Below are 11,013 nucleotides of genomic sequence, written 5' to 3' on the forward strand. Positions count from 1 at the left end.
CCTGGTGTTCGAACGGTGGCTGCTCGTCGTCGAGCGCTTCGGCGGTGCCGCGTACCTCGATGCCGCGAATCACGTACGGCTCCCAGGAAACCTGTTGGTCGATGACGAACGAGACCCGGCTGCCCGCTTCGACATTGCGGTATTTCCGGCTGCCGCGCATCCGCATACCCCCGATATCGATCGTGCCGTCGGCGTTCACCCGATAGCCGGTCGGGTTGTTCTGCACAATGCCGTCGGGCGACACCGTGGCCAGCCGGCCGATCCCGGCCTCCGCGAGGAACTGCTGTTCATTGCTGGTGAAACTCATGACGGATTCTCCTCGGTGAATTCGATATCAGAACAGGATCAGCGCGGCGCACAGTCCGGCGATGGCGACGAACTGGAGGGTGACGCGGTACTTCAGGATGCTGTCCCACTTGTCCTGCAGCGCACGGGCATCGGCCGGAATGACGCCGCTCTGGGCGGCGGCGGTCTGCCTGGCATTGATCGGCTTGGCGATGCGGACGTAGAGGGCGAGCCAGGTGAGCAGTGCCGCCACCGCGATCCCCGCCGCGACCGCGGCGCCGATCTGGCCGGCCAACAGTGCGATGAGCAGGGTGAGCACCGCGGTGATCACACCGCCTGCACCGACCACCGGCATGCGCCGGTCGCCGTAGTAGTGGCCCCACCCCGCGCTGATAGTGACGGTCGCGTCATCGAGCTTGCGGTACACCGACCGCATGATCACGGCCGCGCAGACATCGGTGCCGTAGACGACGGCATTGGCGAGCACAGCGGCGGTGGCGATGATCTGGCCGGTGACGATGAGCATTTCGGCTTTCCTTCCTCGATATCTAGCAGCGCTAGATGATGGAGCAAAGGTAACAGTTGCTCGCTAGCTTGTCTAGCGATGCTAGATATCGCCGCTGCACGTCCTTGCCGCGCGGTGTCGGCAGGCGGGCTTAGTCTGAGCGGGTGTCGGTGCTCCCTCTGATCTTCACCGCGGGCTGGGCCAGCGGTATCAACGCGTACGCGGTGGTGTTTCTGCTGGGGTTGTTCGGTCGGATCGGGTGGGCCGGCGATGTGCCGCCGGGGCTGCTGCGCACCGATGTGCTCGTCGCCGCCGGGGTGCTGTTTCTGATCGAGGCGGTGGCGGACAAGATCCCGTACCTCGACTCGTTCTGGGACGCGGTGCACACGGTGGTGCGGCCCGCGTCGGGCGCGGTCGTGTCGGCACTGATCGCGGGGCAGGACGATTCACTGCCCACGATGTTCGCCGCGGCGGTGGGTGGCACGACCGCCCTGCTCAGCCACATCGTCAAAGCGGGCACCCGGATGGCGATCAACACCTCGCCGGAACCGGTCACCAATATCGCGGTGAGCACCGCCGAGGACCTCACGGTCGGCGGCGTCCTCACCCTCGCGGTGTTCTTCCCGGTGCTGGCCGCGGTGATCGCCGCGGCCCTGTTGGCCATCGGTTTGTGGGTGGTCTATCTGTGCGCCAGCCGAATCAGCCGTTACCGCCGACGAAGGCGAGAACGCCGGGCCGCCCGGACCACCGGCGTCGACCCAGCGCTCGAATAGACCCTGCTCACCGCACCTGCGGGGCCACCTTCGTGCCCAGCAGTTCGATGCTGTGCAGCACCTGCTCGGGCGGCAGCGTCCCGACGCTGGTGTGCAGCATGAAGCGGTCGAGGCCGAGGGTGTCGCGGACCTCGGCGATCTTGCCTGCCACGTAGTCGGGGGTGCCGACGAACAGGGAACCGCTCTGCGAACGCAGCGCGTCGAACTGTTCGCGCGTCATCGGTCCCCAGCCGCGCTCCCGGCCGATAACCGACATCGCCCCGGCGTAGGGCTGGTAGAACTCGGCGACTGCCTGGGCGTCGGTGTCGGCGACATACCCGTGCGCGTGCACCGCGACGGGCTGCTTCTCGTGGCCGCCTTCGGTCAGCGCCCGGTGATACAGCTCGACCAGCGGCTTGAACCGTGCCGGCTGACCGCCGATGATCGCGAGGGCGAGCGGTAGACCCAGCAGCCCGGCGCGGATCACCGATTCGGGACTGCCGCCGACCGCGATCCAGACCGGCAGCGGTCGATCATCGGTGCGCGGATACACCGTGGCGTCGTGCAGCGGTGCCCGGAATCGCCCGGTCCACGTGACCGGGCCTTCCTCGCGCACCCGCAGCAGCAGTGCCAGCTTCTCTTCGAAGAGCGCGTCGTAATCGGACAGGTCGTAGCCGAACAGCGGGAACGACTCCGTGAACGACCCGCGCCCCGCCATCAACTCCGCGCGCCCGTTCGACAGCCCGTCGAGCGTGGCGAAGTCCTGGTACACGCGCACCGGGTCGTCGGAGCTGAGCACGGTCACCGCGCTGGTCAACTGGATGCGCTCGGTCCTGGCGGCCGCGGCGGCCAGGACGACAGCGGGGGAGGACGCGGCGAAATCCCGGCGATGATGTTCACCCACGCCGTACACGTCGAGCCCGGCGGCCTCGGTCGCGACGGCCTCGTCGACCACCTGGCGCAGCCGCTCGGCGGCGGTCGGCGCGGGCCGGTCGCCGGTCGGGTACAGCTCGGCGAAGGTGGTGAGCCCCAGTTCCATGTGAACCTCTCTTCGGGATGTGGTCCCCATCTAAACGGACCGCAGTCCGATAACATTCCCGACTTATGGATGTATGCGGATTATCTATGACAAAACTATAATGAGCGGTATGACCGCTCTGGCGACCACGCGCGCCGAACCCGACCTGTCCTTCCTGCTCGACCGGACCAGCCACGTCCTGCGCACGCAGATGGCAGCGGCGCTGGCCGAGATCGGGCTCACGGCCCGCATGCACTGCGTGCTGGTCCACGCGCTGGAGGCTGAGCGCACCCAGGCTCAGCTCGCCGAGCTCGGCGATATGGACAAGACGACCATGGTCGTCACCGTCGACGCGCTGGAGAAGGCGGGTCTGGCCGAACGGAAGCCGTCGAGCGCCGACCGTCGCGCGCGCATCATCTCGGTGACTCCGGCCGGTGCCGAACTTGCCGCGCGCAGTACCGAGATCGTCGACGGCGTCCATCGGGGGGCGCTCGGCTCGCTGCCGAAGGCGGAGCGTGAATCCCTGTTGCGTGCACTGAATCACCTGGTGGAAGGGCATCTGTCGACTGCGGTCGACGCTGCGCCCGCGCGTCGCGCGAGGCAATAGTCCGTTATAGATTGTCTGCTACGGAACTATCTAGTACGGTCTCTCTTGTTCGCTTCGAGCAGGAGATGACCCCATGACCAAGTCCCAGCGCACCGCTCTCGCGGTGCTGTCGGCCGCGATGCTGATGACCATCCTCGACGGCAGCATCGTGACCGTCGCCATGCCGGCGATCCAGGAGGACCTCGGCTTCTCGCCGGCCGGCCTGAGCTGGACCGTGAACGCCTACCTGATCGCTTTCGGCGGTCTGCTCCTGCTGGCGGGACGCCTCGGCGACCTGATCGGGCGCAAGACGATGTTCATCACCGGCACCGTCGTCTTCACCGCGGCCTCGGTGCTGGCAGGCGTCGCGACCACCCCCGCCGTGCTGGTCGGGGCCCGATTCCTGCAGGGCGTCGGCAGCGCGATCGCCGCCTCGGTGGTCCTCGGCATCCTGGTGACGATCTTCACCGAACCCCGCCAACGCGCAACGGCCATCGGTGTTTTCAGCTTCACGGGCGCCGCGGGCGCCTCGATCGGACAGGTGCTCGGCGGTGTGCTCACCGACGCGCTGAACTGGCACTGGATCTTCCTGATCAACGTGCCGATCGGCGTGCTGACCGTGCTGGTGGCGGTGCGAGCGCTGCCCGCCGACCGCGGCCTCGGCTGGTCCGCCGGCGCCGATGTACTGGGTGCGGCCCTGGTTACCGTCGGTCTGATGCTCGGCATCTACACCGTCGTCGAAGTCGAACGCTACGGCTGGGTCTCGGCGCACACTCTCGGCCTCGGCGCACTCGCCGCCGCACTGCTCGCGGCCTTCGTCCTCCGTCAGGCCACCGCGACCAACCCGCTGCTGCCGTTGCGAATCTTTCGCTCCCGCACGGTATCCGGCGCCAATGTGGTCCAGATGCTCACTCTCGCGGCCATGTTCGCCTTCCAGATCATCGTCGCGCTCTACCTGCAGAAGGTGCTGGGCTACAACGCCGTGCAGACCGGCCTGGCCATGCTGCCCGCCGCCGTCGCCATCGGCGGGGTGTCGCTGTTCGCCTCTGCCCGCCTGATCACCCGCTTCGGTGAGCGGGCCGTGCTCATCGCGGGTCTGTCCCTGTTGCTGGCCGGGATGTCGTGGCTGACGCGGCTTCCGGTCGATGCCGGCTACCTCACCGACGTGCTGCCGGTGATGGTGGCCGTCTCCGGTGGCGGGCTGGTGCTGCCCGCACTCACCGCGCTGGGCATGTCGGGCGCCGACGCCGACGACGCCGGCCTGGCCTCGGGGCTGTTCAACACCACCCAGCAGGTCGGCATGGCGATCGGCGTCGCGGTGTTGTCCACCCTCGCCGCCGCACGGACCGGCACCGAACTGGTGGCCGGAGCGTCCGACGCTGCCGCTCTGACCAGCGGATACCGGCTGGCGTTCACGGTCGCGGCCGGACTGCTCGCCGCGGCCCTGGTCGTCGGCGTCACCGTGCTGCGCAAGCGGCACACGTCCGAGGAGGCAACGGCCGCGCAAGCGGTCCCGGCCTTCTGACGCGACGAATCGCGGTAACCACCCCCGCGATTCACCCCCCGGGTGGATGTCCGCCCGGGGGGTTCGGTGGTGTCCTCGAAAGATGCTGACCGATCGCACGACGTTGACCCAATTCCTCATCGAAGAGCGCAGGCGCCATCCCGGTTCCAGCGGTGAGCTCAATTCCCTGATCCTCGACGTCGCGCTGGCCTGCAAGGCGATCTCCAAGCGCATCGCCTCCGGTGCGCTCACCGGCGTCCTCGGCGGCGCCGGTGTGGTGAATGTGCAGGGTGAGCAGCAGCAGAAGCTCGACGTGGTCGCCAACGAGCTGTTCCTGCGCGCCAACGAATGGGGCGGCCAGCTGGCGGGAATGGTGTCGGAGGAGCTCGACGACCCGTATGCGATCCCGCCCGATTATCCGCGCGGCAAATACCTGCTGGCGTTCGATCCGCTCGACGGTTCGTCCAATATCGACGTGAATGTCGCTGTGGGCAGCATCTTTTCGATTCTGCGCGCCCCGAACCCCGGCATCGACGCGACGACGGTGGACTTCCTGCAGCCCGGCACCGAGCAGGTCGCCGCAGGCTACGCGATCTATGGCCCCGCGACGCAACTCGTGCTCACCGTCGGCACCGGCGTGCACGCCTTCACTCTCGATCCCGAACTGGGCGAGTTCTTCCTGACCGGGCAGAACCTGCGGCTGTCGGAGTCCACCTCGGAGTACGCGGTCAACAGTTCCAACCGGCGATTCTGGGAACCGGCCGTGCGCCGCTACATCGACGAATGCCTGGCGGGCGCGACGGGTCCGCGCGAGAAGGACTTCAACATGCGCTGGGTGGCGTCGCTGGTGGTCGAAACCCACCGCATCCTGACCCGGGGCGGGGTGTTCCTGTACCCGCGCGACTCGAAGGACCCAGCCAAGGCGGGCAGATTGCGGCTGCTCTACGAGGCCAACCCCATCGCCTTTCTGATCGAGCAGGCCGGCGGCCTGGCCTCGACCGGTCGCGAGCGCATCCTCGACGTCGCCCCCACCGAACTGCACCAGCGGATCGCGTTCATTTTCGGTTCCCGCGACGAGGTAGCGCGCATCGTGAGATACCACGCCGACGCGGCCGAGGAGCCCGACGGTCAGTGGAGTCCGCTGTTCGGTCTCCGCGGTCTCTACCGTTCCACCACCTGAGGAGGAGATTCATGTCCGCCAAGCACCCTGTCGTCGCCATCACCGGGTCATCCGGTGCCGGAACAACGTCGGTGATGCGCACGTTCGATTCGATCTTCCGCAGGGAAGGCATCGACGCCGCGTACGTCGAGGGCGACAGCTTCCACAGGTTCGACCGGGCCGGCATGAAGGAGGAGCTGGCGCGAGCGCTGTCGGACGGTGACCACACCTTCAGCCATTTCGGCGCGGAGGCCAACCTGTTCGAAGACCTCGAGAAGCTGTTCCGCGGCTACGGCGAGACCGGTACGGGCCGGGTGCGAAAGTACCTGCACGACAAGGAGGAAGCGGCGCCCTACGACCAGGAACCCGGCACCTTCACACCGTGGGAGGACCTGCGCCCCGGCACCGACCTGCTGTTCTACGAGGGCCTACACGGGGCGGTCGCCAACGAACAGGTCGACGTGGCACAGTACGCGGACCTGCTCATCGGGGTGGTGCCGGTGATCAACCTCGAGTGGACCCAGAAGCTGCACCGCGACAAGGACAAGCGCGGCTACTCCACCGAGGCGGTGACCGAGACGATCCTGCGCCGCATGCACGACTACGTGAATTTCATGTGCCCGCAGTTCTCCCGCACCCATGTGAACTTCCAGCGGGTTCCCGTGGTCGACACATCGAATCCCTTTGTGGCCCGGACTATTCCGACGCCAGATGAGTCGATGCTGGTGATCCGGTTCGCCGACCCGCACGGCATCGACTTCCCGTATCTGCTGTCGATGCTGCACGACTCGTTCATGTCGCGCCCGAACACGATCGTGTGTCCGGGCGGGAAGATGGACCTGGCGATGCAGCTGATCTTCACGCCGATGCTGTTGCGGCTCATGGAACGTCGCGGCCGCACGCGCTGAGCCCGATTCGACGGCCACCTCAGGCGAGGTGGCCGTCGAACCATGTCACCAGCTCCGGGTCGTCGAGCCCGTCGGCGACCAGCACTGCCGCCGAGAGGTCGTCGGTGCGCGTGTAGGCGTTCTGGGCGGCCACGCACCGCAGTCCCGCGGCCACCGCCGACCGCACGCCGTTGGACGAGTCCTCCACGGCCACTGCTTGATCGGGGGACAGTCCGGTCTGGATCAGGACATCCAGATACACCGCGGGGCTCGGCTTCAGGACGGGCACTTCGGTGCCGGTGGTCACGGTGTCGAACGGCTCACCGAAAGCGTGCTTCAGCAGGGGTTCGACCCACGCGCGGGTGCCGGTGGTCGCCACGTGCAATCGGACACCGTGCGACCGGAGCCGTTCGATCAGTTCCCGCGCGCCCGGACGGGCACGGATGTGCCCGTCCGCTGCCATCTGCCGCATGATGCGGGTCTTGGTGCGGTGCACCTGATGCGCGAGCGCCCGCGCTTGCTCGACGGGCCTGCCCTGCTGTTCGAACCAGAACGCCAGCCGTTGCGCGCCCCCGGCCACCTTCAGCAGCTTCCCGTACTCCTCGACCGCCCAGCGATCCGGAAGACCCGCCTCGGCGAAGGCCGCGTTGAAAGCCACCCGATGGCCGTCGCGCTCGCTGTCGACCAGGGTGCCGTCGACGTCGAAGATCACCGCCCGCAGGCGAGTCACGGTGCACCGTCGAGGTATTCGCGAATCCGGTCGAGTACGGCGCGCACGGTGAATCCGTGACGGGCCATGACCTCGTCGCCGGGGCCGCTGTGCCCGAAGTCGTCGATCCCGATCGCCAGGTCGACCAGCCCGGTCCAGCCCGCCGTGCTTCCCGCCTCGATGCTGATGGTGTGCGCCGCGGCGTCGCGGGTGAAGCGCGTCCGATCCATCACCGACACCACCCGCACGGCGAACCCTTCTGCCCGTAGCTGCTCGGCGGCGGCGACCGCCAGTGCGACTTCCGAACCGGTAGCGACGATGTGGATGGTGGGAAGCGCTGCTGTGGATGATCTGCCTGCCGCCGTGCCGACCGCGTCGGCTCTCGAGAGCGCACTATAGGGCCAGGTAGCACTCTCCGCGAGTTCCAGCTGGGGCAGTGACTGGCGGGACAGGATCAGCGCGGTCGGTCCGTCGACCCGGCTCAGCGCGAGTTCCCAAGCGAGAGCGGTCTCCCCGTCGTCGGCCGGTCGCAACACCTGCAGCCCCGGAATCACCCGGAGCGACTCGACCTGCTCGACGGGTTGATGCGTCGGCCCGTCCTCGCCGACCGCGACGGAATCGTGGGTGAGCACATAGATCACCGGCTGCCCCATCAGTGCCGACAGCCGCAGGGCGGGACGCAGATAGTCGGCGAACACCAGGAACGTACTGCCGAAGACCCGGAACCCGCCGTGCAGGCTCATCCCGTTCAGAATCGCCGCCATCCCGAACTCACGAATGCCGAAAGCGACAGCGCTGGAACTGAAGTCGTCGCGATGCACCACCTCGCCGCACACGGTGCCGGTCGACCCGGCCAGGTCGGCCGACCCGCCCACCAATTCCGGCATCACCGACAGCGCCGCGTGCAAACACGCCTGCGAGGACTGCCGGGTGGCGCGCGGTGCCCGCGCGGCGACGGCTTCCAGCGCGTCCGGCAAACCCGCAGGCAGCAGTCGCGCACGGGCGCGCCGGAACTCGGCGGCGCGCACCGGCGCGACGGCGTCGAACGACGCGAACTCCTCGAGCCAGGTCGCATGCTCCGCACCACCGAGCGCGGCCAGCACCGCGCACGTCGCCTCGACCTGCTCGGGCACGGTGAACGGCGGAAGAGTCCATCCCGCCAGCTCTTTGGCCTGTGCGAGTCGTTGGGCGCCCAGCGGCGAGCCGTGCGCCTTCGGCGTTCCGGCGACGCCGGGCGCACCGTGACCGATCACCGTGCGCACCGCGAGAAAGCTCGGCCGGGGATCACCCTTCGCCCGGGTCAGCGCGGCGTCGATCGCCTCGATATCGGTCCCGTCCGGCACCACTTCGGTATGCCACCCATAGGCCGCGAACCGCGCCACCTGATCGTCACCGCACGAGCGCCCGACCGCGCCGTCGATGGTGATCTCGTTGTCGTCCCACAGCACGGTCAACCCGCCGAGCCCCAAATGCCCTGCGAACGATGCGACTTCGTGACTGACACCTTCCATCAGGCAGCCGTCGCCGACGATCGCGTAGGTGCGATGACCGGTGACCTCCGGATACCGGGCGGCGGTCATCCGCTCGGCGAGGGCCATGCCCACCGCCATCGCCAGCCCCTGACCCAACGGGCCGGTGGTGCACTCCACGCCGGGCGTCTGCCCGAACTCGGGATGACCCGGCGTCCGCGACCCCAGTTGCCGGAAGTGCCGCAGTTCCTCGACGGGCAGGTCGTAGCCGAACAGGTGCAACAGTCCGTACAGCAGCGCCGACCCGTGTCCGGCCGAGAGCACGAACCGGTCCCGATCGGCCCACTCGGGATCGGCCGGGTCATGGCGCAGGTGCCGGCTCCACAGCGTCCACGCCATCGGCGCCGCCCCCATCGGCATGCCGGGGTGACCCGACTGCGCGGCCTCCACCATGTCGGCCGCGAGGAAGCGCAGGGTGTCGACGGCGAGCTGGTCGGTCTCCACCGACGGCGTGAAAGTCGTTGGCGCGATATCGGTCATCAGGCTGCCACTCCCGCGACGGTGGCGGCATCGCGAAGCCGCTTGACCGCGGCCGCCTTGCCTTCGGGGCAGCCGTACATCCACGATCCCGAGATGAACACGTCGGCGCCGGCCGCGGCCGCGCCGCCGATCGTGTCACCGGTGATCCCGCCGTCCACTTCGAGCTCGATGGAGTACCCGGACTCGTCGATCATCCGGCGCAACCGCGCGATCTTCGATTCCACGGCCGGAATGTAGGCCTGCCCACCGAAACCCGGATTCACGGTCATGGCCAGGATCAGGTCGGTCTCGGCCAGCACGTGCGCGACGACCTCGGCGGGTGTGTGCGGATTCACCGCGACGCCGCTGCGCGCGCCCAGTTCGCGGATCCTGGCAAGCGTGCGATGCAGATGCGTACAGGCTTCGGCGTGCACGATGATCAGCTCGCAACCCGCGTCGACGTACGTGCTGAGCAGCCCATCGGGATTCACCACCATGAGGTGCGCCTCGAACCCCACGGTGCTGTGCGAACGCGCCGACGCGATGACATCGGGACCGAAGGTGAGGTTGGGGACGAACACGCCGTCCATCACGTCCCATTGGATCCGGTCGACGCCCGCCGCGCACAGATCGCGCACTTCTTCACCGAGGCAGGCGAAATCGGCGGGCAAGACCGACGGCACTATGAGCGGCCGACGAACTGAGGACTCCGGCATGGCGCGGCCTTTCTGATCGGGTCCGTTCATCGGACCGCACCGGCGTACCCGCCGCACTCCCCCTCGGGGGTGGCGGTCCGGGTGAGATCTCGTCAATGCCCGTAGCCGCGCTGCCGCTCGCCGTAGGGTGGAGTGATGCCGGAGTTACCTCCGACCCCGTTGAAGCTTGTGCTCGTCGACGATCACGAAATGGTGCTGCACGGGCTCGACGCCATGCTCGGACACTTTCCCGACGACGTGATGATCGTCGGCCAGTCCACCACCGACACCGCCGCGCTGCGGATGGTCGCCGAACATCGGCCCGATATCGTCCTGTGCGATGTTCGCATCGGCAAGGCCAGTGGCTTGGATCTGTGCCGTCAGATCACCCTGCAATATCCCGAGACCAAGGTCGTGTTGCTGACCGTCTACGACGACGAGCACTACCTGTACCAGGCGCTGCGCGTCGGGGCGTCGGGCTACATTCTCAAGCGGGTCGACGGGCGCGAACTGGTCGCCCAGTTGTGCCGCGTCCGCGAAGGCGAGACGGTGGTCGACGCCGCACTGGCCGGTCGGGTGGCGCTGGCCGCGGCCCGGCTCAGCGCGGGCCAGTTCTGGTCCGGCGCGCACCTCGGACTGACCCAGCGTGAGTCGGAAGTGCTGGGGCTGTTGGTCTCCGGCCACTCCAATCGCGCGGTCGCGAGCAAGTTGGTGGTCAGCGAGGACACCGTGAAAACCCATATTCGCGGGCTGTATCGCAAGCTGGGGGTGTCCGATCGCAGCGGGGCGATCGCGGTCGCGTTGCGGGAGGGGCTGTTCCGGTGAGCTTCGCGAGCGGCGCGGTGCCCACGGCGGCGGAGCTGGCGCCACTGCTCGGCGCCGAAGGCGTGCTGCTCTACGCCGTCGACGGCCAGGATCTGAGCAT

12 protein-coding genes are annotated in these 11,013 nt (G+C 68.0%); 6 read left to right on the plus strand and 6 right to left on the minus strand.

Translation table 11 applies throughout. The annotated features are described in order from the left end of the window. The coding region (locus tag ACFWF3_RS09730; RefSeq protein WP_379313279.1) for a PPOX class F420-dependent oxidoreductase at nucleotides 1-307 on the minus strand (307 nt) is incomplete at its 3' end. A gap of 27 nt (nucleotides 308-334) precedes the next feature. After that, nucleotides 335-811: a DUF1772 domain-containing protein gene (locus ACFWF3_RS09735; RefSeq protein WP_378626429.1), complete on the minus strand. Its 477-nt coding sequence runs from the start codon at nucleotides 809-811 to the stop codon at nucleotides 335-337. 143 nt (nucleotides 812-954) lie between these two features. On the opposite strand from ACFWF3_RS09735, the gene ACFWF3_RS09740 reads away from it, so the two are divergent. Beyond that, the gene (locus ACFWF3_RS09740; RefSeq protein ID WP_379313280.1) at nucleotides 955-1,563 is read left to right on the plus strand and encodes a DUF4126 domain-containing protein; all 609 of its coding nucleotides are present in this window, start codon (nucleotides 955-957) and stop codon (nucleotides 1,561-1,563) included. A 7-nt stretch (nucleotides 1,564-1,570) separates the two neighbouring features. Here the strand turns inward: ACFWF3_RS09740 and ACFWF3_RS09745 are convergent, their stop codons facing one another. Continuing rightward, nucleotides 1,571-2,581, minus strand: coding sequence for an LLM class flavin-dependent oxidoreductase (locus tag ACFWF3_RS09745; protein ID WP_378992258.1), 1,011 nt, complete (start codon nucleotides 2,579-2,581; stop codon nucleotides 1,571-1,573). Between the two features lie 109 nt (nucleotides 2,582-2,690). Here ACFWF3_RS09745 and ACFWF3_RS09750 point away from each other — a divergent pair, with 109 nt between their 5' ends. The 4 genes from ACFWF3_RS09750 (at nucleotide 2,691) to ACFWF3_RS09765 (ending at nucleotide 6,717) form a co-directional block, all read left to right on the plus strand. After that, complete coding sequence (locus ACFWF3_RS09750; protein WP_378992259.1) at nucleotides 2,691-3,167, plus strand: MarR family winged helix-turn-helix transcriptional regulator; 477 nt, start codon at nucleotides 2,691-2,693, stop codon at nucleotides 3,165-3,167. Between the two features lie 73 nt (nucleotides 3,168-3,240). Then, a complete protein-coding gene (locus ACFWF3_RS09755) occupies nucleotides 3,241-4,671 on the plus strand; it encodes a DHA2 family efflux MFS transporter permease subunit (RefSeq protein ID WP_379313282.1) in 1,431 nt (476 codons plus the stop codon). A gap of 82 nt (nucleotides 4,672-4,753) precedes the next feature. Continuing rightward, nucleotides 4,754-5,830, plus strand: coding sequence for a class 1 fructose-bisphosphatase (locus tag ACFWF3_RS09760; RefSeq protein WP_379313283.1), 1,077 nt, complete (start codon nucleotides 4,754-4,756; stop codon nucleotides 5,828-5,830). An 11-nt stretch (nucleotides 5,831-5,841) separates the two neighbouring features. Continuing rightward, nucleotides 5,842-6,717: a phosphoribulokinase gene (locus ACFWF3_RS09765; RefSeq protein ID WP_378992266.1), complete on the plus strand. Its 876-nt coding sequence runs from the start codon at nucleotides 5,842-5,844 to the stop codon at nucleotides 6,715-6,717. Nucleotides 6,718-6,736: 19 nt separating this feature from the next. On the opposite strand, the gene ACFWF3_RS09770 is transcribed toward ACFWF3_RS09765, so the two are convergent. From ACFWF3_RS09770 to rpe, 3 genes are read right to left on the minus strand one after another with little or no spacing between them, the layout of a single operon-like run. Further along, nucleotides 6,737-7,426 carry an HAD family hydrolase gene (locus tag ACFWF3_RS09770; RefSeq protein WP_378992267.1) on the minus strand — a complete coding sequence of 230 codons (690 nt, stop codon included), beginning with the start codon at nucleotides 7,424-7,426 and terminating at the stop codon, nucleotides 6,737-6,739. After that, a complete protein-coding gene (gene tkt, locus ACFWF3_RS09775) occupies nucleotides 7,423-9,414 on the minus strand; it encodes a transketolase (protein WP_379313285.1) in 1,992 nt (663 codons plus the stop codon). Before tkt ends, ACFWF3_RS09770 begins: the two co-directional genes overlap by 4 nt. Next, entirely contained in the window at nucleotides 9,414-10,139 is a 726-nt protein-coding gene (gene rpe, locus ACFWF3_RS09780; RefSeq protein WP_379313287.1) for a ribulose-phosphate 3-epimerase, read from the minus strand. Before rpe ends, tkt begins: the two co-directional genes overlap by 1 nt. Before the next feature lie 105 nt (nucleotides 10,140-10,244). Between rpe and ACFWF3_RS09785 the strand changes: the two genes are divergently transcribed. Beyond that, nucleotides 10,245-10,913 carry a response regulator gene (locus tag ACFWF3_RS09785; protein WP_378992271.1) on the plus strand — a complete coding sequence of 223 codons (669 nt, stop codon included), beginning with the start codon at nucleotides 10,245-10,247 and terminating at the stop codon, nucleotides 10,911-10,913. Nucleotides 10,914-11,013: the final 100 nt, after the last annotated feature.

This window comes from Nocardia sp. NPDC060220 (assembly GCF_042727815.1).
In the GTDB taxonomy this organism is placed as follows: domain Bacteria; phylum Actinomycetota; class Actinomycetes; order Mycobacteriales; family Mycobacteriaceae; genus Nocardia.

Bases quoted from the DNA above. Each gene is read 5' to 3' on its own strand.
- ACFWF3_RS09735 (WP_378626429.1), bottom strand. From the start codon at position 811: ATGCTCATCGTCACCGGCCAGATCATCGCCACCGCCGCTGTGCTCGCC.
- ACFWF3_RS09745 (WP_378992258.1), bottom strand. From the start codon at position 2,581: ATGGAACTGGGGCTCACCACCTTCGCCGAGCTGTACCCGACCGGCGAC.
- ACFWF3_RS09750 (WP_378992259.1), top strand. From the start codon at position 2,691: ATGACCGCTCTGGCGACCACGCGCGCCGAACCCGACCTGTCCTTCCTG.
- ACFWF3_RS09755 (WP_379313282.1), top strand. From the start codon at position 3,241: ATGACCAAGTCCCAGCGCACCGCTCTCGCGGTGCTGTCGGCCGCGATG.
- ACFWF3_RS09760 (WP_379313283.1), top strand. From the start codon at position 4,754: ATGCTGACCGATCGCACGACGTTGACCCAATTCCTCATCGAAGAGCGC.
- ACFWF3_RS09765 (WP_378992266.1), top strand. From the start codon at position 5,842: ATGTCCGCCAAGCACCCTGTCGTCGCCATCACCGGGTCATCCGGTGCC.
- tkt (WP_379313285.1), bottom strand. From the start codon at position 9,414: ATGACCGATATCGCGCCAACGACTTTCACGCCGTCGGTGGAGACCGAC.
- rpe (WP_379313287.1), bottom strand. From the start codon at position 10,139: ATGAACGGACCCGATCAGAAAGGCCGCGCCATGCCGGAGTCCTCAGTT.
- ACFWF3_RS09785 (WP_378992271.1), top strand. From the start codon at position 10,245: ATGCCGGAGTTACCTCCGACCCCGTTGAAGCTTGTGCTCGTCGACGAT.